The 25497-nt window shown below is 55.7% G+C and carries 28 protein-coding genes; 14 read left to right on the forward strand and 14 right to left on the reverse strand.

What is annotated here, in order from left to right:
* Position 1: 1 nt before the first annotated feature.
* The 5 genes from IEX10_RS14035 to IEX10_RS14055 are packed head-to-tail and all read left to right on the forward strand — an operon-like array spanning position 2 to position 5352.
* Positions 2-940 (forward strand): ABC transporter permease, encoded by a 939-nt coding sequence (locus IEX10_RS14035; RefSeq protein WP_188676568.1) that lies wholly within the window; start codon positions 2-4, stop codon positions 938-940.
* Entirely contained in the window at positions 937-1740 is an 804-nt protein-coding gene (locus IEX10_RS14040) for an ABC transporter permease (protein WP_229678562.1), read from the forward strand. Before IEX10_RS14035 ends, IEX10_RS14040 begins: the two co-directional genes overlap by 4 nt.
* A complete protein-coding gene (locus tag IEX10_RS14045) occupies positions 1737-3341 on the forward strand; it encodes a dipeptide ABC transporter ATP-binding protein (protein WP_188676571.1) in 1605 nt (534 codons plus the stop codon). Before IEX10_RS14040 ends, IEX10_RS14045 begins: the two co-directional genes overlap by 4 nt.
* A complete protein-coding gene (locus IEX10_RS14050) occupies positions 3338-4267 on the forward strand; it encodes a MurR/RpiR family transcriptional regulator (protein ID WP_188676574.1) in 930 nt (309 codons plus the stop codon). The genes IEX10_RS14045 and IEX10_RS14050 overlap by 4 nt, the downstream gene beginning before the upstream one ends.
* Positions 4264-5352, forward strand: a complete 1089-nt coding sequence (locus tag IEX10_RS14055) for a DmpA family aminopeptidase (RefSeq protein WP_188676577.1) — start codon at positions 4264-4266, stop codon at positions 5350-5352. Before IEX10_RS14050 ends, IEX10_RS14055 begins: the two co-directional genes overlap by 4 nt.
* 9 nt (positions 5353-5361) lie before the next feature.
* Here IEX10_RS14055 and IEX10_RS14060 read toward each other — a convergent pair whose 3' ends face one another.
* The 14 genes from IEX10_RS14060 to IEX10_RS14125 all read right to left on the reverse strand — a co-directional run bounded on the left by IEX10_RS14060 (position 5362) and on the right by IEX10_RS14125 (position 17531).
* The gene (locus tag IEX10_RS14060) at positions 5362-6132 is read right to left on the reverse strand and encodes a hydroxypyruvate isomerase family protein (protein WP_188677354.1); all 771 of its coding nucleotides are present in this window, start codon (positions 6130-6132) and stop codon (positions 5362-5364) included.
* Positions 6132-6779 (reverse strand): 3-oxo-tetronate 4-phosphate decarboxylase, encoded by a 648-nt coding sequence (otnC, locus tag IEX10_RS14065; RefSeq protein WP_373287515.1) that lies wholly within the window; start codon positions 6777-6779, stop codon positions 6132-6134. Before otnC ends, IEX10_RS14060 begins: the two co-directional genes overlap by 1 nt.
* Complete coding sequence (otnK, locus tag IEX10_RS14070; protein WP_188676580.1) at positions 6779-8014, reverse strand: 3-oxo-tetronate kinase; 1236 nt, start codon at positions 8012-8014, stop codon at positions 6779-6781. The genes otnC and otnK overlap by 1 nt, the downstream gene beginning before the upstream one ends.
* Positions 8014-8898, reverse strand: coding sequence for an L-threonate dehydrogenase (ltnD, locus tag IEX10_RS14075; RefSeq protein ID WP_188677356.1), 885 nt, complete (start codon positions 8896-8898; stop codon positions 8014-8016). The genes otnK and ltnD overlap by 1 nt, the downstream gene beginning before the upstream one ends.
* Complete coding sequence (locus IEX10_RS14080) at positions 8898-10181, reverse strand: TRAP transporter large permease (RefSeq protein ID WP_188676582.1); 1284 nt, start codon at positions 10179-10181, stop codon at positions 8898-8900. The genes ltnD and IEX10_RS14080 overlap by 1 nt, the downstream gene beginning before the upstream one ends.
* On the reverse strand, positions 10178-10684 hold the full coding sequence (locus IEX10_RS14085) for a TRAP transporter small permease (RefSeq protein WP_188676584.1): 507 nt from the start codon (positions 10682-10684) through the stop codon (positions 10178-10180). The genes IEX10_RS14080 and IEX10_RS14085 overlap by 4 nt, the downstream gene beginning before the upstream one ends.
* Positions 10685-10757: 73 nt before the next feature.
* Positions 10758-11729, reverse strand: coding sequence for a TRAP transporter substrate-binding protein (locus IEX10_RS14090; RefSeq protein WP_188676586.1), 972 nt, complete (start codon positions 11727-11729; stop codon positions 10758-10760).
* Between the two features lie 74 nt (positions 11730-11803).
* On the reverse strand, positions 11804-12778 hold the full coding sequence (gene denD / locus IEX10_RS14095) for a D-erythronate dehydrogenase (protein WP_188676588.1): 975 nt from the start codon (positions 12776-12778) through the stop codon (positions 11804-11806).
* On the reverse strand, positions 12775-13527 hold the full coding sequence (locus tag IEX10_RS14100; protein WP_188676590.1) for a FadR/GntR family transcriptional regulator: 753 nt from the start codon (positions 13525-13527) through the stop codon (positions 12775-12777). Before IEX10_RS14100 ends, denD begins: the two co-directional genes overlap by 4 nt.
* Positions 13528-13781: 254 nt before the next feature.
* Positions 13782-14246, reverse strand: a complete 465-nt coding sequence (locus IEX10_RS14105; protein WP_188676592.1) for a DsrE family protein — start codon at positions 14244-14246, stop codon at positions 13782-13784.
* A 115-nt stretch (positions 14247-14361) separates the two neighbouring features.
* On the reverse strand, positions 14362-15585 hold the full coding sequence (locus IEX10_RS20125) for a PhnD/SsuA/transferrin family substrate-binding protein (protein WP_188676595.1): 1224 nt from the start codon (positions 15583-15585) through the stop codon (positions 14362-14364).
* Between the two features lie 74 nt (positions 15586-15659).
* Positions 15660-16715, reverse strand: coding sequence for a YeeE/YedE family protein (locus tag IEX10_RS14115; RefSeq protein WP_188676597.1), 1056 nt, complete (start codon positions 16713-16715; stop codon positions 15660-15662).
* Positions 16716-16760: 45 nt separating this feature from the next.
* A complete protein-coding gene (locus IEX10_RS14120) occupies positions 16761-17096 on the reverse strand; it encodes an ArsR/SmtB family transcription factor (RefSeq protein ID WP_188676600.1) in 336 nt (111 codons plus the stop codon).
* Positions 17097-17162: 66 nt separating this feature from the next.
* On the reverse strand, positions 17163-17531 hold the full coding sequence (locus tag IEX10_RS14125; RefSeq protein WP_188676603.1) for a thioredoxin fold domain-containing protein: 369 nt from the start codon (positions 17529-17531) through the stop codon (positions 17163-17165).
* A gap of 70 nt (positions 17532-17601) precedes the next feature.
* Here IEX10_RS14125 and IEX10_RS14130 point away from each other — a divergent pair, with 70 nt between their 5' ends.
* The 9 genes from IEX10_RS14130 to IEX10_RS14170 all read left to right on the forward strand — a co-directional run bounded on the left by IEX10_RS14130 (position 17602) and on the right by IEX10_RS14170 (position 25375).
* On the forward strand, positions 17602-18342 hold the full coding sequence (locus tag IEX10_RS14130) for a cytochrome c biogenesis CcdA family protein (RefSeq protein ID WP_188676606.1): 741 nt from the start codon (positions 17602-17604) through the stop codon (positions 18340-18342).
* A 15-nt stretch (positions 18343-18357) separates the two neighbouring features.
* Positions 18358-18912: a thioredoxin family protein gene (locus IEX10_RS14135; protein ID WP_188676610.1), complete on the forward strand. Its 555-nt coding sequence runs from the start codon at positions 18358-18360 to the stop codon at positions 18910-18912.
* A 129-nt stretch (positions 18913-19041) separates the two neighbouring features.
* Positions 19042-19515, forward strand: coding sequence for a sulfur oxidation c-type cytochrome SoxX (gene soxX / locus IEX10_RS14140; RefSeq protein ID WP_188676612.1), 474 nt, complete (start codon positions 19042-19044; stop codon positions 19513-19515).
* A 55-nt stretch (positions 19516-19570) separates the two neighbouring features.
* Positions 19571-19990 carry a thiosulfate oxidation carrier protein SoxY gene (soxY, locus tag IEX10_RS14145; RefSeq protein WP_188676615.1) on the forward strand — a complete coding sequence of 140 codons (420 nt, stop codon included), beginning with the start codon at positions 19571-19573 and terminating at the stop codon, positions 19988-19990.
* Positions 19991-20010: 20 nt separating this feature from the next.
* Entirely contained in the window at positions 20011-20340 is a 330-nt protein-coding gene (gene soxZ / locus IEX10_RS14150) for a thiosulfate oxidation carrier complex protein SoxZ (protein WP_188676618.1), read from the forward strand.
* Positions 20341-20365: 25 nt separating this feature from the next.
* Entirely contained in the window at positions 20366-21211 is an 846-nt protein-coding gene (gene soxA / locus IEX10_RS14155; protein ID WP_188676621.1) for a sulfur oxidation c-type cytochrome SoxA, read from the forward strand.
* 94 nt (positions 21212-21305) lie between these two features.
* Complete coding sequence (gene soxB / locus IEX10_RS14160; protein WP_188676624.1) at positions 21306-23009, forward strand: thiosulfohydrolase SoxB; 1704 nt, start codon at positions 21306-21308, stop codon at positions 23007-23009.
* 25 nt (positions 23010-23034) lie between these two features.
* The gene (gene soxC / locus IEX10_RS14165; protein ID WP_188676627.1) at positions 23035-24318 is read left to right on the forward strand and encodes a sulfite dehydrogenase; all 1284 of its coding nucleotides are present in this window, start codon (positions 23035-23037) and stop codon (positions 24316-24318) included.
* Positions 24302-25375 carry a c-type cytochrome gene (locus tag IEX10_RS14170; protein ID WP_188676630.1) on the forward strand — a complete coding sequence of 358 codons (1074 nt, stop codon included), beginning with the start codon at positions 24302-24304 and terminating at the stop codon, positions 25373-25375. Before soxC ends, IEX10_RS14170 begins: the two co-directional genes overlap by 17 nt.
* Positions 25376-25497 lie beyond the last annotated feature (122 nt).

Genomic DNA, 25497 nt, shown 5'->3' on the forward strand with positions numbered 1-25497 from the left:
CTTGAAAATATTACGTTTCATCGTCTCCAGATTGCTGCAATCTGTGCCGGTTTTGCTGGGTGTCAGCATCGTGACATTCCTGCTTATGGTGAACACCCCCGGCGACCCGATCCGCCTGCTTGTCGGCGTCCGTGCCTCTGACGAGACTATCGCGATCATCCGCGACCGCTATGGTCTCGATGATCCGATCCTCTCGCAGTATTTCACCTACCTTGGCAATTTGGTGCAGGGCGATCTCGGCGCTTCCTTACGCTTTAAAGTGCCTGTGTCCGAACTGGTTGCCCAATTCTATCCGGTCACTTTGTTCCTTGTCGTCTATTCAATCGTGCTGATCCTGCCCCCGGTGATCCTGTTGTCTGTGTGGTCTGCAAAACGGCCGAACGGTCCGGCCGACCAGATCATCCGCATTGTCGGCGTCATCGGTCTGGCGATGCCTGTGTTCTGGGTCGGCTTGCTGTTTGCCCGCTTCTTTGGCGTCACGCTCGGCCTGTTTCCGGTTAGTGGTTTTGGCACAACAATCCCCGAGCACTTTCTCCACTTGTTCCTGCCCTCCCTGACAACTGCCATCTGGGTGGTGCCTATCCTGACCCGCAACCTGCGATCTGCGCTGTTGGATGAAATGAACCGCGATTATGTGACCGCTGGTATGTCCAAGGGGCTTGGCGCGCCGCAAGTGTTCCGTACCCATGTTTTTCCCAACTCTTTATTGCCCACGCTGAACCTGTTCGCCGTGATCGTGGCCTACCTGCTGGGCGGTTCGGTCATTGTTGAAACCGTTTACGCCGTGCCCGGTATGGGAAAACTCATGGTCGATAGCATACTCGCGCGAGATTATTTCGTTGTTCAAGGGGCCACGCTGGTCTTTGCCCTGACAACCATCGTCGTAATGCTGGCTGTAGACATTCTGTCCGCCCTCATCGATCCGAGGATCAACACATGAAGCTGTCACCGATGTTTGTTTGCGGCGCCACACTGGTCGCGGTGTGGAGCCTGATTGCCCTCGCAGCGCCCTTGCTTGCGACCCATGATCCTTACGCTATCGACTTTGAGGCACTTCTTGCCCCGCCAAGTGCAGACCACTGGTTTGGCTCTGACAATGTGGGACGCGATACCTACAGCCGTGTGATCTATGGCTCGCGGCTTGCGCTGTACATCGGGCTGCTCGGAGTGATTGCGCCGATGATTATTGGTATGACCATTGGTCTGCTGGCAGGGTATTTTGGCGGCTGGGTCGATACGATTGCCATGCGTGTTCTGGACATTACCGTGCCATTTCCGTTTTTTGTGCTGGTCTTGTCCATTGTTGCGGTTCTCGGGCCAGGGATTGAGAATTACTTTATCGCGCTGGCACTGGTCGGCTGGGTTGGATATGCGCGACTTGCGCGGGCCGAGGCCATTGTCCTGCGCAGTTCTGAATTCGTTCTCGCAGCGCGAACGATGGGATTTTCCCACCCCTACATCCTGTTCCGCCACGTTCTGCCCAACGCCATGTCACCGGTGGTGGTTTATATGATGACGGATGTCACACTGGTGATCCTGTTTGGCGCGGCACTCGGCTTTTTGGGGATGGGGGTTTCTCCGCCCGCTGCGGAATGGGGCGTGATGATTGCCGAGGGACAGATTTACATTTCTTCGGCGTGGTGGATCAGTTTCTTCCCCGGGCTGGCAATGGTGCTGATCGGTGTCGGTTTTGCCCTGATGGGTGACGGACTGGCCAAAATGCTGAGGATCGAACGATGAACCCCTTACTGTCTGTGCGCAACCTGTTCGTACGCTTTGGCGAGACCCTTGCCGTTGACGATGTCTCTTTCGATCTTCCCAAAGGCGGTGCCTTAGGTATCGTCGGCGAGAGCGGGTCCGGAAAGTCTGTCACATGCCGTGCGCTGATGAAACTCTTGCCCACCACGGCCCTTGCGAAAGGCGAGATCAATTTCGACGGGCAGGATATTCTGGGGGCGTCCGAAGCCACACTGAACACCCTGCGGGGCAAACGCATTGCGATGATCTTTCAAAGCCCTGCGTCTCATCTTGATCCGCTGATGCGGATCGGGGACCAGGTTGCGGAAACCCTGCGCAAACACACAGACCTTAAAGGCCGCGCCATTCACCAAGAGGTCCTGCGCCTGTTGGATGTGGTGCGCATTCCCGAACCGGAACGCTGGGCGCAGGCCTATCCGCATCAGTTGTCTGGCGGGATGAAGCAGCGGGCAATGATCGCTGGTGCGCTCGCGTGTAAGCCTGATTTGCTGCTGGCGGATGAACCGACAACGGCGCTTGATGCGACCGTGCAAAAGAGCGTTCTGGACCTGTTGGTGGACCTGCGCAAATCCCAAGGTCTGTCGATGATCTTCGTCAGCCATGACCTTGGCGCAGTAGCGCGGGTGTGCGAAGATGTTATCGTGATGCGGAAATCCCGCGTGGTTGAAACGGGCAAGACCCGCGAAGTTATTGACGCACCGCAGCATGAATACACACAGATGTTGATCGCGTCCCACCCCGATCGCCTGACATTGCACACGCCGCAACCCGTCCCCCAAGCCACCCCCCTGATAGAGGCCCGCGGGATGCAGATCAGATATGGTGGCGGCGGGTTGATCGACATCCTCACCAAACGCGCTGGCGGCTTTCTGGCTGTGAAAGGCGCTGATTTTACCGTGCAACCCGGAGAGACCCTTGGCATTGTCGGGGAAAGCGGATCAGGCAAAAGCACAATGGCGCGTGCACTGGTGGGGCTGGTGAAACCTGCCGCAGGCGAAATCTTGTTTGAGGGCGCACCCGCCAAACCATTGGGGCGCAATCGGGCTGCCTATCTGCGCGATGTGCAACTGGTTTACCAACACCCCTACGAAGCCTTGTCCCCACGGATGCGCATCCGCGACGCCATCGCCGAACCGCTACGCCGCCACAAACTCTGCCCTGCGCAAGAGGTTCCCGCACGGGTTGCCGATCTGATGGCGCAGGTCGATCTGGACCCCACACTCGGGGACCGACTGCCTGCGCAGCTATCGGGTGGACAGTGCCAACGGGTCGCGATTGCGCGGGCGCTGGCGATGGACCCGCGGGTTCTGATCGCGGATGAAGTCACTTCGGCACTGGACGTAACCCTGCAAGCGCAGGTAATGGATCTTTTGATCCGGCTGCAAAAGGAACGGGGATTGACGATGATTTTTATCAGCCACGATCTCGCTGTGATCCGCCGGTTGTGCAATTCCGTGATTGTGATGCGGCGGGGCGAAATCGTCGAAGCCGGCCCGACCGGTCAGGTCTTTGACGATCCGGCACAAGAATACACGCGCACCCTGATTGATGCGATCCCGAGACTAGAAGCAGCGCATCCATGAGCAGCATTCAACCAGAGCTGACAGGTACTGTGCTTGAACGGGTTGCTCGGGCTAGCAACCTGTCCAAAGCCGAAAGCACCGTTGCACGCTGGGTGGAAACAGACCTGATGGATGTGCCGATTGATACAGCAGGTGAACTCGCGAAATACGCCGGTGTCAGCGAAATGACCGTGACCCGATTTGTACGCCGCTTGGGATATAAAAACTTTAAGGCGTTCATGAGCGCGGTCAACGCTGACCTGCGCTCGGAGATCGTATCGAGCAGCGCCTTACGCCAGTTGCGCGTTGCCATTCCGCTCACCACCGAGGACGAACTTTCCCGCCAGTTGGAGTTAGAGATCGAGGCCATCGTGGAGGTATACCGCCTTGCAAGCACCGATCAGTGGCACGCGGCTATGGATACCGCGATGCAGGCCCGTTACATCAAGGTTTGCGGCTTTCAGGGGTCAATGGGGCTTGCGATGGATTTCGCAACCCGTCTGAAATACGCCCGCTCCGGTGTGCGATATGTACCCGGCACCAGCGGTAACTGGTCCGAGATTTTTGAGGACGATGTAGAGGACAGTTGCGTCATCCTTGTGGACACTGTGCCCTACGCCGAAACCTCGCTCAAGATTGCAGAGCTATGCTTGCGCCGCTCTATTCCGCTGGTGACGGTCACAGATCGTTTTGATCCTTGGCCAAGACAGTACACGCCCCATGCCCTGTCTGTTAGCACCGTCACCAAAACCTTTCTGGACAGTACCGCCGGACTGTCCGCGCTATTGAACCTGATGCTGAACGGCATGACGGCCCGCGCCGGAAAATCCGCAAACGAGCGGATTGAAAAGATGGGCATGCTCGGCCAGCATTTCGCCGCCTACACCTTTGAACCGGGCACGCAAACACGCCCGCTGCAAAGCGACAAAAGAGAGAAACCAGAATGAACCAGCCCTCCCGCGCCCGCGACATCGGCCTGAATTTTTCCGGCACGCCCGGCCCCCATAACGCGATCACCGATGTGCCCGGTATCACGATCGGCTACAGCACCATTCTGGAAGACCCGATCGAGGGCGTTCACAAAGGTCTGTGCACTGGTGTGACAGCGATTATACCGCGTGGCGGGTCTGGCAGCATCCAACCCGTTTGGGCCGGCATCGATTCCTTCAACGGCAACGGCGAATTCACCGGCAGCCATCTGATCCGCGATTTAGGCTGGTTTCTCGGGCCGGTTATGATCACAAATTCCCACGGGGTGGGCATGACCAGCCACGCAACTGTGGGATGGATGGTAGAGCGCTATAAAGACACTTTCACCGAGGATCACATGTGGTGCCTTCCCGTCGTCGGAGAAACCTACGACGGTGTTTTGAACGACATCAACGCCCGTGGCGTGCAAGAACATCATGTGGTTGAAGCGCTGAACACCGCCACGGACGGGCCGGTTGTCGAAGGCAATGTCGGTGGCGGCGCCGGCATGATTGCTTATGAATTCAAGGGCGGCACCGGAACCGCATCCCGTAAAGTTACGGTGGCGGGATCCGAATACACTTTGGGTGTTGTCGTACAAGCCAACCACGGGACCCGCGACTGGTTTGAAGTCTCCGGCGTGCCGGTGGGACAGCACATGCGCGACGATATGGTGTTCGGCCATGAACAAGGCTCGATCATCATTGTCATCGCAACCGATGCCCCGCTGATACCCCATCAACTGAACCGGTTGGCGCGGCGCGGCTCCATCGGGATCGGTCGCAACGGCAGTAAAGGGGGCCACAACAGCGGTGACATCTTCCTTGCTTTCAGCACCGCCAACGGACACGATAATCCGTGGCGCGCACCCGATTTGATGAAGCTTGAAATCCTCAACGACGTCCATCTCGATCTGTTCTACGAAGCCGCAGTTCAATCGATTGAAGAGGCAATTTTAAACGCCATGATCGCCGCAGAGGATCGGGTTGCAGTGAAACCCGCTGGCAAAGTCGTCAAAGCCATCGACCCCGCTAAACTGCTTGAGGTGGTGAAGGGGGGCTAAGCCCCCGCTTCAACTTTCACAGAAACCTTTCAGCCAACCCAAACTGGCCTTGGTCGTGGTCTTTGGCTGATACTCTGCCCCGATAAAGCCGTCGTAGCCGAGTTCCGCAATCCGCTGCAAAAGCCAGCGGTAATCCACTTCGCCATGATCCGGCTCTGCTCTGTCGGGGACAGCAGCGATCTGGATGTGACCGATTTTCGGCAATAGGCGCTCCAGTGTTCTGGCCAGATCGCCCTGCATGATCTGCATGTGATAGCAGTCAAACATGATCTTCAGATTGGGCCGTGCCAACGCGTCGAGAATGCGTTCGGCGTGATCCGTGGTGGACAGATGATAGCCCGCTACATCGCGGGTGTTGATTGGTTCGATCAGGATATTGATCCCGCGCGCCTCTGCCAGATCACAGGCATGGTTGAGGTTGGTCCGAAAGCAATCCTCCGCCTTTTTGTCGCCTTCCGTGCGCCCAGCCATGACGTGAACCGCCTCGACCCCTGCCGCAGCTGCATAATCCACCGCACGGGCGATTTCGGTGTGGGCGTCTGCAACACGGTCCGGCAAAGCGGCCAGCCCGAAATCCCCTGCCCCGCGATCACCGGGCCAGGTGTTCAACCCCAGCATCCGGAGTCCGGTTTGCGCCAATGCGCCTTTCATTTGTGCGGGCGGTGTTTCATAGGGGAAGTGACATTCCACCGCGTCAAATCCGGCAGCCTTTGCCGCATGAATGGCTTCGGGCAGATCCAGTTCAGTAAACAGAAACCCCAGATTGGCAGAGAATTTTATCAATCGTCCCACTCCACATCAAATTTCGTCACCAAGGCCTGCACCTGTGGATCGCTCAAGCCGCGCGCGTTCATGCCGCGCAACATCAGGGCAAGCCGCGCAGTGTCTTCCAGTTCTTCGATCGCGTTGCAGGCGGCCTCTACATCCTTGCCCGCCACGACCGGTCCATGATTGGCGAGCATCACAGCACTGCGTTTCCCCGCTAGACCGCGCACTGCATTCCCCATCGCCGGATCACCGGGCATAAAGTAAGGCAGAAGCCGCACTTTGCCGAGCTTCATAATACCATAGGGTGTCAGCGGCGGGAGAAAGTTTTCAGGGTCCGTATCCGGCAGCATCGAGAGCGCCACCGAATGGCAACTGTGCAAATGCACCACCGCGCCCGCCGTGCTGCGGGTGTCGTAAAAAGCTTTGTGCAGGGGCATTTCCTTGGTCGGTTGATCGCCACCGATCAGGGTGCCTTTGGCATCAAAACGGGACAGCCGCGCCGGATCAAGCCGCCCGAAACTGGTCCCTGTAGGCGATACCAGCAAACCGCCGTCTTCGGTGCGCGCCGAAATGTTGCCGGTGCTGCCGCCGGTCAGCCCACGATCAAAGATGGATTTGGCCAGCAGACAGATGTGTTCACGCAGGGCGGTTTCCGACATCAGTTTTGCCCCAACACATTAGCGGCTTTTTCAAAGTAATCCTCGGCCCCGAAGTTACCCGATTTCAGCGCAATGACCAAATCATCTCCGGCCCGTAAGGCTGGCACGCCGGGGTCGATCTCCGGTCCGATTTCAAGTGTCTGAATGTCGAGCGCCTCAACCACAGCGCCGGATGTTTCGCCACCGGCGGTCAGGATACGTGTCACACCTAATTCCGCCAGACAAACAGCCGTTTGACCAAAGAAGGTTTCAATCGCATTTGCCGCTGTATCGCTGCCAAATTTTTCCTGAACCGCAGCCACATCTGCGGGATCGGCGGAACTGTAGGCAAGGGGCAAACCATCGTTTTCAAACAACCACTGCGCCGTTGCTTGTGGTGTTTGCGCGCCGCTGATTACATCGGCGGGATCAATCTTCAGGCTTGGGTGGCGGGCAACGTGATAGGCAATCTGCCCCCGCGTTGCGACAGAGCACGAACCGGATAGCAGCGCCGTCTTACCGTTTTGCGGGGTCCACGGCACATCTGCGGGAGCGATTCCGAAATTCGCGGGCAAGCCAAGTGCCACGCCGGAACCGCCCGTGATCAGGGGCAGACCTTTGGCCGCCGCGCCGATTTCCATCAGGTCACTGTCGCGCAGCGCATCAACGATCAACATCCGGTGGCCAGCGGCTTTTTCAGCCTCCATCCGCGCACGGATCGCTTTGGTCCCTTCAAACACAACCTCTGCAGGGACATGGCCAACGCTGTTTCCACTTTGCGCTGCCATCAGGCGACGCAGGTTTGCGTCCTTCATCGGTGTCAGCGGATGGTTTTCCATGCCGCTTTCGTTCAGCAGCGCATCCTTGACGAACAGATACCCCTGATAGACCGACCGCCCCGCCCCCGGAAACGCCGGACAGACAATCACATTATCCGCCTTCAGAGCATCCGCCAGCGCATCAGCAACGGGGCCGATGTTGCCGTCTGCGGTGCTGTCAAAGGTGGAACAGTATTTGAAGAAAATCTGCTCACATCCCTGTGCTTGCAACCATGCCAAAGCCTCTAGCGATTGGCGGATCGCCTCCTGCGGGTCGATGGAGCGGGATTTCAGTGCAACCACACCGGCCTGAACATCCGCGCCTGCGGGGTCTGTCGGTACGCCGCTATACTGAACCGTGCGCATACCCGCCTTGGCTAGCGTGTTTGCCAGATCGCTCGATCCGGTGAAATCATCACCAATACAACCCAGTAACATTATTGATCCCCCGGAAGTTTCACGCCGCCCTGACGGGCAAAATATTTTGCGATGGCCGCGTCGTCTTCATCCCCGAGACCGGCGGCAGAGGCGGCTTTGAACTGCGCAAGTGCATTGGCCGAGATCGGCACAGGCAGATCGGATGCAGCGGCGACTTCCCCGACGATGCCCAGATCCTTTAGCCAGATATCCACCTTGGAATGGGGCGTGTAATCGCCCTCCACCACATGGGGACCACGGTTTTCAAACATCCAAGACGTGCCAGCGGAAACGGACACAACATCCACCACCTGCGCCGGATCGAGCCCTTGGGACGCGCCAAACGCCAGCGCCTCGCCCATCGCAGCAATATGAACCCCTGCTAGAAGCTGGTTCACCGCTTTCATCGCAGAACCTGGCCCCGCGCGTTCCCCCAAGCGGTGCACGGTTTCGGCCATCGCGTCCAGGGCAGGCTCCGCCGCGTCAAAGGCGGCCTGTGTGCCGGAAGCCATGATCGACAGGCGTCCTTCAGCAGCTTTGATTGCGCCACCTGAAATTGGCGCATCAAGATAAAGTAGACCGAGGGCTTCAGCCTCTGCCTCCATTTCGGATGCGAAGGCCGGCGTGACTGTGGCGCAAGAGATAATGACCCCGCCCTTGCGCAATCGCGCTGCCGCACCGTTTTCACCAAACAGCGCCGTCCGCGTTTGGAGCGCATTCAGCACCGTGCAAACAACAACATCTACGGGCGCATCCCCGTCTGCCACCCGCTTGCCGCCTGCTTCGCACAACAGATCAACCTGACTTGTTGCCGGATCAAATCCGCGCACCTCAAAACCCGCTCGCACAAGGCTTTTGGCCATTCCCAGCCCCATTGAGCCAAGACCAACACAATAAACAGACATCATTTTCCTCCGAAAATCCATTCAACCGGCCACAGTGTGATTGCCGGAACATAGGTGATCACCATCAATGCCGCGAACACCGTCAGCACGAACCAGATCAGTTGCGGAATGATTTTTTCCACCTTCAATTGCGCTACCGAACAAGCTGCGAACAGGTTCACCCCAAGGGGCGGCGTGATCATGCCAAGCGCAAGGTTGACCACGATGATCAGACCGAAATGCACCGGATCCACCCCATAGCTGAGCGCGATAGGCGTCAGGATTGGTGCCAGCACAAGGATCGCTGCCGAGGTTTCGATGAACATGCCAACGATCAGAAGAAGGATATTTACAGCCAGAAGAAAGGCGATGCGGCTTTCAAAGATTTCCTTGAACCACTGGGCGATTTCATTTGGCAGACCGGAGCGTGTGATTAGGAAGGAAAACAGCGACGCAGCGGAGATAATGATCATAATAGCAGAGGTGGAGATCACGGTTTTCTTAAGGATCTCTGGCAGATGGGACGGTTTAAGCTCTTTATACAGGCCCATGCCAACAATCAGGGCCGCCGCAACAGCGGCGGCGCTGGCTTCGGTTGGGGTGAAGATACCGGAATAGATACCCCCAAGGATCACCACAGGCACCAGCATTGCAGGCAGGGCCGCCTTCAGAGCAGCAGCCGGACTTGCGCGGCCCATGCCGTCATCCTTACCGATACCACGCATCCGGCAAATCACCAGAACCAGTGCCATCAGAGAACCGGCAACGACCACACCGGGGCCAAGGCCTGCGACGAACAGCTTGCCGATAGAAGTGTCGGTGGACACACCGTAAAGGATCAACGGAATGGACGGCGGGATCAAAACGCCCAGTTCAGCCGATGACGCCTGAATAGATGCGGCCAGCGGTTTGGGGTAGTTATGTTTGACCATTGCGGGAATAAGGATTGCACCAATGGCAAAGGTGGTTGCCACGGACGATCCGGAGACCGACGCGAACAGCATGCAGGTCAGCACACAGGTACAGGCCAACCCGCCCTGAATGCCCCCGACCAGCGATTTGGCCAGTTCCACCAGACGGTGGGAAATCCCCCCCGCTGACATCAGGTTGCCTGCAAGGATAAACAACGGGATCGCCATTAGCGGGAAGCTGTCGATGCCGGTAAACATACGTTGTGCAATCAGCAACAGCGGCAAGCGGCCCTCTGCCTGAATACCGATGATCGATGCGAGACCGATCGAAACCGCAATCGGCACGCCAAGCACGAACAGAATTGCGAGTGAAAGACCAAGAGCGCTGTTCATAGGGCGTCCTCCTCGTTGCGGGCAATCAACCAGTCGCCTTGGACTGCACGGATGATGGAGGCCACGATGGCCACAAGTATGAATACCGATCCGGTGGGCAGCGCCGCGTAGACCCAAGCAATAGAGATTTCTAGCGCCGACAGGCTTTGCGGGATGACGCGCAGGGTCATGAGGTAACCCTGCCAGAACAGAAAGGAAAAGAAGATCAGGGACCCGATGCTCGCCAGCACATAAAGCGCAAGACCAAGGCGCGGCGGCAGGGCGTTCTGGATCATATCAACAGAGATCATGGCACCGTGTTTGAACGCCACGGCGACCCCTAGAAACACCGACCAGATCATGGCTGAACGGGTGATCACCTCGGACCATGTAGAGGGGGCGCCAAAGACAAAGCGGGTGACAACCTGATAAAGCGCCAGACTGGCAGCGATCACCAGAAAGGCGATGGAGAGCCTCAGCGCGACTCCTGTCGTTAAATTTTCGAGGCGCAGGAAAAAGCGCATGTCGGTGCCTCATGGAAATTATGGGAAAGGACTGGCAGGCGCGGTTCGTATCTCGCGCCTGCCATTTGTAGGATTACTCGACGTTTTGGATACGTGTCACCAGTTCGGTGCCGTATTTGTCGGTGTAAACAGCGTAGGCAGGCTCTGCCAGTTTGGCGAAGGGGGCTTTGTCCACATCAGTGATCACTTCCATGCCGTTTTCACGCAGCAGGGCAACGCCAGCTTCTTCCAGACGGTTCACTTCGGCCCGTGTCGCCGCAGCCGATGCTTTGGCCGCTTCGTCAAACCAGCCTTTTTGCTCGTCTGTGAGGCCGTCCATCAGGATCGGAGAGGCCAGAACAATCGCCGGAGAATACACGTGCCCTGTCAGGGAAACATGGTTTTGCACTTCCCAGAATTTGGAGGATGTGATCACGGTGACAGGGTTTTCCTGACCGTCAACAACCCCTTGTTGCAGGGCTGTGAACAGTTCGGGAAAGGCCATCGGGGTCGGAGATGCGCCCATACCGGAGAAGGCTTCCATGTGGACCTTGTTTTCCATTGTGCGCAGCTTCAGACCGTCCAGATCGGCAGGTGTTTTTACCGCGCGTTTGGAGTTGGTCACATGGCGGAAGCCGTTTTCAGTCCACGCAAGACCAACCAGCTGGTTTTCTCCAACTTTAGCCAGCAGTTCCTGACCGATGTCACCGTCAAGTACCTTGCGCGCGTGGTCATAGCCACGGAACAGAAACGGCAGGTCGAGCGCGAAAACTTCGGGTACAAAGTTGCCAAGCGGGCCTGTGGAGGTGATCACCACATCCATAGAGCCGATTTGCAGACCTTCGATCATGTCCCGCTCACCGCCGAGCTGACCTGCGGGGGCTTGCGTGCCGGTGAACTCTCCGCCCGACAATTCTTCGAGCTTGGCGATGAATGCATCTGCGCCAACGCCGTAATGGGACGTGGGCGACAACGAGTGGCCGATCACGATGGATTGCTCTGCCTGTGCAGGTGTAAAGCTTAGGGCAGCCAATGCGCTCGCCACTGCGAATACTGTATGTTTCATTTTGGTTCCTCCAATGGTATTAATGTCTTAGGGTCTTTGTGACGCGCGGTGTAATGTGAACGCGCCCCTCCCAGTCAGGCCGATTGGCCCATCTCATCCTCGAGATAAATCCTGATGATTTCCTCGAAAGAATTCTCGGCACGGAACCCTGTTTCAAGGGCACGTACGGTGTCAAAATCGCGGGGCCAGCCCGCGACGATGCTGGCAATCGTCGCATCGGGTTCGCGGCGGATCAAGGCGACGGCCTCGTCTCCGGCCACTGCGCGCAGGGCCTCGATCTGTTCGGCCACAGTTGCAGACACGCCGGGCATGGTCATGCAACGCTGCGCCCCGAGCGGGGCCGTGTCCATCATTGCCGCATGTTCGATGTAACCCACAGCCGCGCGGGGGCTGGCAAACCAGTGGCGCACGTCATCGTCTACCGGCAGAATTGCTTCCTGACCGTTCAAAGGCTCCCGCAGGATGCCCGAAAAGAAGCCGGAGGCCGCTTTGTTCGGCTTGCCCGGACGGATGCAAATGGTCGGGAAGCGGATGCCTACCCCGTCCAGAATGCCACGGCGGGAATAATCGTTCAGCAGCAGCTCTCCCATCGCCTTTTGCGTGCCATAGCTGGTCAGCGGCGTGAGGTTGAAATCGTCGGAAATTTTTGTCGGGAAAGGTGCGCCAAACACGGCAAGCGACGAGGCATAGATCACCCGAGGGCAATAATCGGGCACGCCCGCAATGGCCTCTAGCAGCGCACGTGTTCCGTCCAGATTGACGCGGTAGCCTTTGTCCATATCGGCTTCGGCCTCTCCGGACACAATCGCGGCCAGATGCACGATTACATCCGGCTTGTCAGCGACCAGCTTGGCAGCAACTCCGGCTTCGGTCAGATCAGCCGCATATGACACGCGCTGGCCTGTAAAATCCGTCGCAACATCAGGCGCTACCACATCCACAAGGGTCATGGCGTCCACTGTCTGCCCGCCGATTGCGCCGGTTTGTGCGATGCGTTCTGCCAGCTTGCGCCCGATCATGCCCGCTGCGCCAATAATTGTAATTTTCATTCTGATGCCTTCTTTTGTGGTGTCGCAAGCACGGCGCGCGTGCTGTCGTAAATGCGTCTTTCATGAATGCCCAAGCCGTCGGCCAACCCATCCGCATCCCCTGCCGTTAAGGCGGCAAGAATGACGCGGTGGTCCTCGATGCTTTGCGCTATGGCGCCCGTGGCTTCGATTGCGCGGCGGCGGTGATTCAGCTGATAAGAATAAAGTGTCGTGGCGAGGTCGGATAAAACCGCATTGCCACACGCCTGATAGATCGTCGTGTGAAAGGCACGGTCGGCGATCAGAAAACGCACCGGATCATTCCCAGCAGCCACTTGCGCTTCGATCAGTTTTTCCAGTTCGGCCAATGTCGCGGACTGCACCCGCTGCGCTGCCAGCCTTGCGACACGTTCCTCCACCATCAGACGACCTTCGTGAACGTCTTCCAACTCGTAATCCGTGACGCGACCGTTAAAGAGAGCCGACAACCCCAGCCCCCCCACGTCATCAGAAATCACTTTGGTGCGTGCGCCCTGAACGACAGAAACAAGGCCCTTGGTCGAAAGGATTAGCAATGCGCCACGAATGGTTTCGCGGCTGACGCCCATCGTCGCGGCCAGCTCACGTTCACTGGGCAGCGTATCGCCGACATTCATGACACCCGACGCGATCAGTGTTGCAAAGCGTGCGGCAACCTCGTCCTTAACGGAGCGATGCGTTACCTTATTTAAAGGCGCATTCTGTCCTGCCAAAAGAGCGTTTTCGCCCATCCAAGTCCTCCGTCCAAAACCAGTTCCCAGCTAACTGGTCTGGTTACTAGACCACTAGACCAGAGTGGAGTCAAACGGTTTAATTAGAGCGAAAGCCAAGTTTTGTTCTGTGCGGGTTATTCAATGGGTTCAGGAATGGCATCGACGCCAAAATCGTTCTGACCTCTACGTGTCGAAAGACACGGAGGTGCTGCATTCGGGACGGTGAACAATCGCCCCCGCCCCGAACGCATTATAAAAATGTCAAACCAACATCACGGTTTTATATAGGTATAACCCTGCTGTTGAAGATGGGATAACTCAGCAACTCCGCTTGGCACGATATCCTCCTCAAACACGTCGAACAGGTCATCGTTGTAGGAAATTTTGCGCCCTCTAAGTGTATTATTACAGACGTGCACGGCTACATTCTGACCTTTGAGTTCCAAAATCTGGCCTTGCAACAATTCATTTGTCTTGGCCTGCGATAACAACCCGAGACCATTGCCGTGGAGAACAACTTTGATCTCCATATTCTCCGCCCCAACCGCGTTGATGTGGTTCTGGATGTTCCGCATGGCGCCGCGATATTTCTTATCATCTGCACCACCATCATAGTTGATGTGGTAGACCACCTTTTGCTTTCCATAACGTTCATTAGCCTCGGCATTAAGCCCTGAAGACAACATCACAACGGCAAAGAGCATGAGTGCTGTGGCGATCGAATATAAGAATTTCATAGTTTCCTCCCTGAAAATTCCAGTTCATTCTGGTCTTTACAGGATGCCACGCCCGTGCAGTCACGCCAGCTAGCATAAGCCCCGATGTTCGGGAGAAAATCGCCTAGGGTATACCCTAGGTCGCCATAGCGACGAGCTGGCTAGAGGTTCGCGCACCGAATTTCTTCAACAAATTTGCGCGGTGAAACTCCACTGTTTTTGGGCTGATCCCCAATTCTTTGGCAATCTCTTTGGTTGAGTGTCCCTGAGCGACGAATTTTAGAACCTGTTCCTCCCGCTGGGTCAGGGAAACTCCGCCTGCGTTGACAGGGCCAGACCGGCCCGCCTCTTTGCGCTTTGAATGAAACAGCCAAAGCACCCATCCAGCGAGCAGCACAATAGGCAGGGCTGCAAAGACAATCCAAAACTTCAGTCTGGTTAATCCGTTCTCTCGCTGCGCGTTTACAGCAAGGCTGCTATCAAACCGCCGCCGCAACTCTACAACGCTGTGATAAGATACTGGTGCAGACCAATTGTCTATCATTCCTGCCTTTTGCGCGGCGGGACTGCTGCCTGACTGCAAGAGAGTTAACGCTACACGGTCCCTCAATACGGGGTCGGTTGTGGCAAGTGCCGAAAACGTCCACTCGGGAACCAAGCGGGTGCTTGTGATGTCGGGATGACCATAAGTGGCGCTTGAATTCAGGAATTCCAGCTCTGCCGGATCGACCCGACCCTCTGCGGCCAGCTCTTCGATCAATCCACTGCGCACAATCCCAACATCAACACCACCCTCCTGCACCAGCCTCACGATTTGATCCATAGGAAACCCGACAAACCGCAATGCGGCCGGATCTGTGTGAAGATCAATACCCGCCCGATCAAATTCACTCCAAGCCAGTTGAAATCCGCCAAAAGCGTATCGGTCCACCGCGGCCACCGTTTTACCCTTCACGTCCTGCAATGTGGAAATACCGCTCCGTTTAAGGGCAAAGATCGTGCTCCCGAACTTGCCTGTTAACGATCCGTCAGACTTCCGTTGCAATCGTGACGCAATCACGCTCATCCGGTGGATGCCATTTAGATCCACGAAATGTCCCGGATTGGTGACTACAAAATCTAGCTGTTCAGTCTCAATTTGTTCAAACGCCGAGGACAGGGTCATCGGGATGATGGAAAAGGTCCACTCGGGGATGGTCGCATTGAGATAGGTGCTTAGGTTTTGCCACTTATCTTGGACCTGATCAGAACCCCGAAAGGCAAGAACCCCGATACGGGCTTCGCGGGGTGGCTCTTGTGCCAGACTCCCAAGCGCCATAGCGCACCAGAGGAACACTAAATAAACCGGAATACGGGTCACTAACTCTCCTCCCCAATTCGCGTTTGCTCTACCCCTATGATCCTTGCGCACGGGCATAGCCCACCATCACCCGCCTAAACTGAAGGCGCATAGCCCAATATCAGTTGCCGCAATCCGATTGCTGCTCCGATACCGATAAAAACCAGTGTCAAAGGCGCGCTGTAAGCCAACACAGAAAATGCAGACAATCCTTGTCCGACGCTGCAACCTACCGCTACGACCGCACCGATCCCCATAAGAACCGCCCCGAACATCTGGCGGCGCAATTCTCTTGGGTCCTCGCAGGCCTCCCAGCGGAAATGACCCTTTATCATGCTCCCCAATAACGCCCCGACGACAACTCCGATAACCGATCCGGTGCCAAAGCTGATGGAATTACCTGAAGAGGTCATTGCATAGAGTATCGTTTCACCAATGGGGGCAGAAAACGTATGGCTGACCACACGGGTTGCATCAAACCCGTTGCTTGCAACCCACTGCGTCCCGGCCCAACCTGATAAAATCGCTACCCCAGCGGCCGCACCCCAAAACATATGACTATAGGAACGACGCAGAGGGCGGTGCGCTAAAGTGATGATTAAAATGGCTATACCGACCGTTATACCGGCCGTTTCGGGCGATACACCGCTTTGCTGTGCCAGAAAATCTGCAAGCGAATTGGATCTTGTCGCCTCGACGGTGTCACCGAATATCCAGACACGCAGCGCCGACAAAGGGCCACCCAATGTGACGTAAGCCGATACGCCCATAACCAGAACTATCATCAAAGAGCGTAAGTCGCCGCCCCCTACGCGGGCGAGCGCGCCATATCCACAGTTGCCAGCAAGCGCCATGCCATAGCCAAAGACCAAGCCGCCAACGATACTTTCCAGCGGATTCCACTGCCTCGAAAGATAGAGAGTTTGCTGAAGATCGAGCAGCCCGACTGCCGCCAGGCCGAAAGTCCCGACAATCGAGACTCCGATAGCAAGGCCCCACATCCGCAACCGCAGGGTATTCTCTCCGTAAAAAAGATCTTCGATCGCACCTAAGGTGCAAAAGCGCCCCATGCGGGCGGCCAGTCCCAGAATGATACCACCGAACAGGCCAACCAACGCGGTGAAAGCCGGTTCTGAAATATGGTCAAACATACCCGCCCCCCACGTGTAGATTGAGGAACCACGCTGGCTCCTAGGTCACTTTTCGCGACAAAACAGATCGTAGACCACTTCCATGATCTGCTTTGGCCGGTCGTCTGTCAGCCTGTAGTAGATCGCCTTACCATCACGCCTTGGTGTCACCAAACCTTCAAGACGGAGCCGCGATAATTGCTGTGACACTGCGGCCTGACGGGACGATAAAAGGTTTTCCAACTCCGTCACCGACTTCTCGCCGGATGCCAGATGACACAGGATCATTAAACGACCCTCATGACTGATCGCTTTCAGAAAGTTGGACGCTTCCAAAGCATTGGCAGCCATTTTATCCATGTCTTCGGCACACATGTTTACGTCGAAAGTTGGAAGACCCATAGAATTCTCAATCTTGTGCAATGTTGTCGTTAAACGGGTAGTGGTTGGCGAATTCCTATACAGTCCTCATCCTGACATATCAACATCAGCGTCTCGAAGCATTTTGCCAAGCAATCCCCAAAAGAAATCCTCTCCGGGATAACCCTCAATCCGCGAGACCTCTTGCCCGTCCACAACCAGCACAAAGGTTGGCGTAAAATGTAGCGATCTGGCGAACTTGATATCATCCGGACGCTCTGCGTGTATGTCAATCCGCTGCAATGGCGCTGCACGACCTTCTTCGGATTTCGGGTAAATATGGGATATTTCGTCGTTCCATCGCGCGCACCAAATGCACCCGTGTTCTTCCACCATGACAAGTCGCACCTGACCAGAGGCTTGCACCAGAGACAGGGCAAGCAAGGCAAAGCTGACAATCAAGGACCTGAGGAACATGTGTAATTGACCTTTTCTTAATATACAACGTAATATGAATATGTGAATTATTCAAGGGCGAGACAGTCACATGATGGAAATTACCTATTTCGGCGCGGCCTTCGCCGGTTTGCTCTCGTTTTTGTCCCCCTGCATCCTGCCGATTGTCCCCTTTTATCTCAGCTATCTGGCTGGGGTCGGTATGAACCAGATAACCGCAGATGCCGCGATTGACGGGAAAACCCGCAGGCGAGCGGTCCTTGCAGCGTGCTTTTTCTCTGCCGGAGTCATCACGATCTTTATAGGGCTCGGGGCGGCGGCTACCCTGTTCGGCCAGATCGTGCGCGAGTATTTCGATGTCCTCCGCTGGCTTGCTGCTGCTATGATAATTGCGATGGGCTTGCATTTTCTTGGCGTGATCCGGATCGGATTTTTGTACCGGCAATTGCGCGCTGATGCAGGCAACACATCCAATGTCAGCCTTGCCGGTGCTTACGTTATCGGTTTGGCTTTTGCCTTTGGGTGGACACCTTGCGTCGGTCCCGTGCTGGCAGCAATCCTGTTCACCGCAGCGGGCGCTGACGCTCTGTCCGGCGGGACTGCACTATTGTTTGTCTATGGTCTGGGCATGACAGCCCCCTTTGTTTTGGCGGCCCTTTTTATCGGGCCATTCATGCGCTGGATGTCCGGCTTTCGCAGGCACCTTAGCCTGATTGAAAAAATCATGGGTGGGATGCTGATCGTATTTGGCCTGCTAATCGCAACAAACTCAATGAACTATATCGCGCAGTGGATGCTGGAGGTTGGTCCAGACATCGGCGTGCTGCGTTAAATCGGAGGATCACGGATGTTACGTTTATTTCTCGCATTGGTTGTCTCGCTCAATCTGTTCACCAGCGCATCTGCTGCGGAGCTTGGCGACGATGGCCTGCACAAAACCGCATGGATGCGTGACACGTTTAAAGACCTGTCCGAGGATCTTGCGGAAGCGAATTCCGAAGGTAAACGACTTATTGTTATGGTCGAGCAACGGGGCTGTATTTACTGCAAGAAAATGCACGAGGAGGTTTTCCCGCGCCCCGAGATTGCATCCTACATCGAAAACAATTTCTTTGTGGTGCAGGTTAACATGTTTGGCGACGTGGAAATGACTGATTTCGATGGAACTGCCCTACCGGAAAAGGAGATGGTGAAAAAATGGGGCGTCCTGTTTACGCCGATGATCCTGTTTTTTCCCGAAACCGTAGATCCGGCGCTTACCGCTTCTCAGGCCACAGTGGCCACAATGCCGGGAGCATTTGGCCCTGACATGACGTTAAATCTGCTGCGCTGGGTGGTTGAAAAAGGCTACGATGGCGAAGAAACCTTCCAAAAGTATCACGCCCGCATGCTCGCTGAGTAAGGGAAGCAGTTGCGGCGGGGGTAAATGTTCGTTCAGCTACATATGAAATAATTCACGTACATGAATTTGTTGTTGCGTATAGCAGCGTCTGTACGCTACTCTACCGCAAAACAGTGTTTGGGAGGACTCATGAAAATTTCATTAACCGGAGCAGTTTTTGGTGCTGTCATGGCCTCGGCGGTATACGCTGGGGAAGTTCTGCCAACCGCAGTGGCTTTTACCGACGGGGCAGTCGAACAATCCCTTTCCGGTATGCCCGGCGACGCCGCCAACGGACGATTGATCGTTGGTGACAAGAAGAAGGGCAACTGCGTAGCTTGCCATCAGGTGTCCGATTTAGCAGACGTTCCCTTTCAAGGGGAAATCGGCCCGCCACTGGACGGCGCTGGCGAACGGTGGAGCGAAGCAGAGTTACGCGGAATTGTCGCGAACGCAAAAATCATGTTTGAGGACAGTATGATGCCGTCTTTTTACAAAACCGAAGGCTTCATTCGGCCGGGCAAAGCCTACACAGGCAAGGCTGCCGATGACACATTCGGCCCGCTGTTGGGCGCGCAACAAATTGAAGATGTCGTGGCGTATCTGACCACACTGAAAGAGTAACCTGCCCCCAAGGGGGTATTGAAGTACAGCCCCTCGGGGTGGAGGAGAGTTATAAATGGAACTAACAAGACGAAGTGCAATCCTTCTTGGTGCGAGCGCGATCTTTGTCGCAGGCCTGCCAAAGATCGGTGCTGCAGCGACCGGTGATGATCTTATCGCCGAATTTACCGGCGGTGCCGAAGTTGGTGAGGGTGACCTGAAGCTGGTTGCACCGGAAATTGCAGAAAACGGCAACACCGTTCCAATCGAAGTATCATCCGGTTCAGCCGCGGAAATTCTGGTGCTTGCGATGGGCAACCCGACGCCCAGCGTTGCGACCTTCAAATTCGGCAAACTTGCAGCATCCCGCGCCGCATCGACACGTATCCGCCTTGCAGGCACTCAGGATGTTGTCGCCATTGCGAAGCTTGAGGATGGCTCGTTCGTCAAAGCATCAAGCACCGTAAAAGTCACTATTGGCGGCTGCGGCGGTTAAAGAATTCAGGAGAAAATATCATGGCATCTGGTGTAAAACCCCGCGTCAAAGTTCCAAAATCCGCTGCCGCGGGTGAGGCTATTACAATTAAGACTCTGATCAGTCACAAGATGGAATCCGGTCAGCGTAAAGATAGCGACGGCAACATCATTCCGCGCTCGATCATCAACAGGTTTACGTGCGATTTCAACGGCGAGAACGTCGTTGACGTGGAACTGGCCCCTGCGATCTCGACCAACCCATATTTTGAATTCGAAGCTCTGGTTCCAGAAGCTGGCGAGTTCAAGTTCACGTGGTACGACGATGACGGCTCGGTTTACGAAACATCCAAAAAAATTGCGATTGGCTGATTATCACAGTCTTGGGAGGGACATCATGAGAAAATTGACAGGTGCCATACTGGCGACATTGTTGACTACACCCGTAGCCTTTGCCGATCCGGTCGATGATACACTGGTCCTGAACGAAGAGACTGAGATAGTGACGCGAACTGCCGCTCCGGATCATCTTTCGGACTCGCTGGATGAAGTAATGTCCGGCTGGCTGTTCCGCGGCAAGGAAACCCGCGCCATGCAGGCGGACGACTTCGACAATCCGGGCATGATTTTTGTTGAACAGGCCATGGACAGTTGGAATGCAGTGGACGGGTCGGAAGGCAAGTCCTGTGCATCCTGTCACGACGGTTTGGAGACTATGGCCGGTGTGAAAGCGACCTATCCTAAGTGGGACGAGGCCGCCGGCAAAGTTCAAACCTTGCAGATGCAGGTGAACGAATGCCGGACCGAACGCATGGGCGCCGAGGCATGGCCATACGACAAGGGCAATGCGATCAATATGGAGGCAGCCTTGTCTTCGGTCTCTCGTGGGTTGCCTGTTAACGTTGCCATTGATGGACCCGCCAAGGAGACTTGGGAACAGGGTAAGGACATGTACTATACCCGCACGGGTCAGCTCGAACTGTCTTGCGCGAATTGCCATGAAGACAACTATGGCAATATGATCCGTGCGGATCATCTCAGTCAGGGGCAAATCAACGGATTTCCGGTTTATCGGCTTAAAAATACCAAACTGAACGGGTCGCATTCTCGCTTTAAGGGCTGCATCCGGGACACAAGGGCCGAGACCTACAAGCCTGGCAGTCCCGAGTTCATCGCTTTGGAGCTGTATGTCACGTCCCGTGGCAATGGGCTGAGCGTGGAAGGTCCGTCCATCCGCAACTAAAACGAATGTAGTCTCGCGATCTTACGGTTGCGGGACTATTCTTACCATAACTTATTCATAAATGCGCATATAAGCGTATGATCCGGAGACACGAATGATATCCCGCCGCGACTTTATGCAAACCTCTATGGCGACTGCCGCCATATACGGCTCTACCGGATTTGGAAACTGGGCGCGGCTTGCAGCGCAACAGGCGCTTACCCAAGACAAGCTGCTGGAATTCGACACGTTCGGAAACGTCTCGCTGATCCATATCACGGATATACACGCCCAGCTGAAACCGATCTATTTCCGAGAGCCGGAAATCAACATAGGTGTGGGCGATAACAAAGGTGTGGTGCCGCACGTCACTGGCGCGGATTTCCGCAAGCTTTACGGGATCAACGACGGCAGCCCTTCGGCCTATGTGCTAAGCTATGAAGACTTCTCCGCTCTCGCCAAGACCTATGGTCGGGTTGGTGGGCTTGACCGTGTTGCAACCGTCATCAATTCCATCCGGTCCGAACGTCCCGATGCCCTATTGCTGGACGGGGGCGACACATGGCACGGCAGTTACACCTGTTATCATACTGAAGGGCAGGACATGGTGAATGTCATGAACGCCCTGAAGCCGGACGCGATGACCTTCCATTGGGAATTCACCCTTGGTTCGGATCGGGTCAATGAAATTGTAGAAGGTCTGCCATTTGCGGCTTTGGGCCAGAACATTTTCGATGCCGAATGGGACGAACCGACAGAGCTTTTCCCCCCATATAAGTTTTACGAAAGCGGTGGGGTCAAAATCGCCGTGATCGGTCAAGCTTTCCCTTATATGCCAATTGCCAATCCGGGCTGGATGTTCCCCGAATACTCCTTTGGGATCCGTGATGAACGGATGCAGGAAATGGTTAACGAAGTCCGCAGCAAAGGCGCCGAACTGGTTGTTTGCCTCAGCCACAACGGGTTTGATGTGGACAAGCAAATGGCTGGGACGGTCGAAGGCATCGACGTGATCCTGTCCGGACACACCCACGACGCGCTGCCCGAACCGGTTCTGGTGGGCGAAACCATCATCGTGGCCTCCGGCTCTAACGGAAAATTTGTCAGTCGTGTTGATTTGAATGTACAGAACGGGCGCATGATGGGGTTCCGTCACAAGCTGATACCGATCTTCTCTGACGTGATTACCCCTGACAAAAGCATAACCGCACTGATAGATGAACAACGCGCGCCCTATCTGGATGCATTGACCGAGGTGATCGGGAAAACCGGCGACGACCAACTGCTGTATCGGCGCGGGAACTTTAACGGGACGTGGGACGACCTGATCTGCGACGCCCTGATTTCCGAACGCGATGCAGACATCGCACTGTCTCCCGGCGTGCGCTGGGGGCCGTCCATTCTGCCGGGTCAGGACATCACCCGTGAAGATATCTGGAATGTCACCTCTATGACGTACGGAGAAGCATACCGCACCGAAATGACGGGCGAGTTTTTGCATATTGTTCTGGAAGATGTGGCGGACAACCTGTTCAACCCCAATCCCTACTACCAGCAAGGCGGTGATATGGTGCGGGTTGGTGGTTTGGGCTACCGGATTGATGTGACCAAGCCGCAGGGCAGCCGGATTACAGATATGACGCTGCTGAAAACCGGCGAGAAAATCGACCCATCGAAGACGTATCAGGTGGCCGGTTGGGCCTCTGTGAACGAGGACACCGAAGGCCCAGCAATTTGGGATGTTGTCGAGGCCCACATCGCTAAGCAAGGGGTCATCTCTCTCGATCCAAATAACAGTGTAAAGGTTGTCGGTGCCTAAACCGGTAAGAAAGGAGACACCCGGAATGTCAGAGAATAAATCCCGCACCGGAACGACACGTCGTTCGTTCCTTCAAGGGGCAGCGGCCGTTGGCGTCGGGGCGGTTTCCGCATCGGCTGCCAAAGCGCAGGCGGCAGATCCACTGATCACTGAAGTCCAACCATGGGCACAGGGTTTTGGCGACGGCGTGGACGAAACACCCTACGGTCTGCCCATTCAGTACGAAGGCGACGTCATCCGCCGCAACGTTGAATGGTTGACCGCCGACACCGTGAGTTCGATCAATTTCACTCCCATTCACGCGCTGGATGGAACCATTACACCGCAAGGCTGCGCGTTTGAACGGCACCACTCCGGTGCGATAGAGCTGAAAAAAGAAGATTACCGGCTGATGGTGAACGGTCTGGTGGATACGCCACTGGTGTTCTCTTACGCCGATCTTGAACGTTTCCCGCGTGAAAATCACGTGTATTTCTGCGAATGCGCTGCCAATTCTGGTATGGAATGGGCCGGCGCGCAGTTGAATGGCGCACAGTTTACGCACGGCATGATTCATAACATGGAATATACCGGCGTCCCCTTGCGTACCCTTCTGGAAGAGGCAGGCTTTGACACGTCAGGCGACGTTTCGGGCAAATGGGTTTACGTCGAAGGTGCTGATGCGTCGTCGAATGGTCGTTCTATTCCAATGGAAAAAGCGCTCGACGACGTTCTGGTCGCGTTCAAAGCGAATGGCGAAGCCCTACGCAAAGAGCACGGCTACCCTGTGCGCCTAGTCGTTCCCGGTTGGGAAGGCAACATGTGGGTGAAGTGGATACGCCGGATCGAAGTGCTCGACAGTCCTGTCGAAAGCCGGGAGGAAACCAGCAAATACACTGACACACTGGAAGACGGGACTAGTCGGAAATGGACATGGGCGATGGATGCAAAATCTGTCGTTACAAGCCCCAGCCCCCAATCCCCGATCACCCACGGCAAAGGCCCGCTGGTCATCACAGGTTTGGCATGGTCTGGGCGCGGCGCAATCACCCGCGTCGATGTCTCCCGCGATGGTGGCAAAAGCTGGGAAACTGCACGTCTGGGCAAGCCTGGCGAAAAGATGGCACTGACCCGCTTTTATCTTGATGTGGACTGGGACGGATCCGAAATGATGCTGCAGTCCCGCGCCATCGACGACACGGGCTACATCCAACCGACAAAAACCCAACTGCGCGAGGTTCGCGGGTTGAATTCAATCTACCACAATAACAGCATTCAAACATGGCTGGTTCGATCAAACGGAGAGGCCGAAAATGTCGAAGTTTCTTAAGATAGCAACTCTGGCGGTGGCAACGACGGCCTTTGCTGGATCGGCATTGGCCGAGAAATACGGGCTGGGCCGCCCTGCCCTGCCAGCTGAAATTGCGGCTTGGGATCAGGATATTCTTCCCGATGGCACCGGATTGCCGGACGGATCGGGTGATGCCATCGTCGGCGAGGAAATCTTCGCAACCCAATGTGCTGCCTGCCACGGGGATTTTGCCGAAGGTATCGGCAACTGGCCCAAGCTGGCCGGGGGTGCCGACACGCTGGATCGGGAAGACCCCCTGAAAACTGTCGGGTCCTATTGGCCACATCTGTCCACAGCTTTTGACTATATCCGTCGTTCCATGCCGTACGGCAACGCTGGCACGCTGTCGGATGAAGACACTTACGCAATCCTTGCTTATATTCTTTATTCCAATGATCTGATCGAAGACGATTTCGTCCTGTCCAAGGACACGTTCTTCGATGTTGAGATGCCAAATGCAAACGGCTTTATCATCGATGATCGTGCCGAGACCGAATACAGCAGATGGTCATCCGGCGATCCCTGCATGAAAGATTGCAAGGAAGACGTGAAAGTCACTATGCGCGCGATGGTTCTTGATGTGACCCCGAAGGAAGAAGGGGCCTCGGAAGAACTGGAGCAAGCCGCCGAGGTTCTGTCTCAAGAGGATTCCGCGCCAGAACCGGCACCTGCTTCCAAGGAAGAAGAACCGATCGCCGCAGAACCTGCATTCGATGCGGCATTGGCCAAGTCCGGTGAAAAGGTGTTCAAAAAGTGCAAAGCCTGCCATCAGGTCGGTGATAGTGCCAAAAGCAGGGCCGGACCGATCTTGAACGGGATTGTCGGGCATCCTGCCGGCGCGGTTGAGGACTTCAGGTACTCTAAAGCGATGAAGGCAGCGGCCGGAGAAGGTTTGATCTGGACCGAAGAAGAATTGGCAGCATTTCTCGCCAAACCTAAGAAGTACATGAAAGGGACCAAGATGTCCTTTCCCGGCCTTAAGAAAGAAAAAGACCAGAAGGCGATTATAGAATACCTGAAGTCATTCGCTGACTAAGGCTCCTACGCGTCTGAAAAGTCCTGCACGAGCTTTCGGTTGGCATATGCCGGTCGAAAGCTCGAAATATGACCAACGACAACTTAACTAGGCGGCCCTGAAAGAGGTTGCCAACGGGAGGA

The organism is Neptunicoccus cionae (assembly GCF_014643735.1).
GTDB lineage: Bacteria > Pseudomonadota > Alphaproteobacteria > Rhodobacterales > Rhodobacteraceae > Amylibacter > Amylibacter cionae.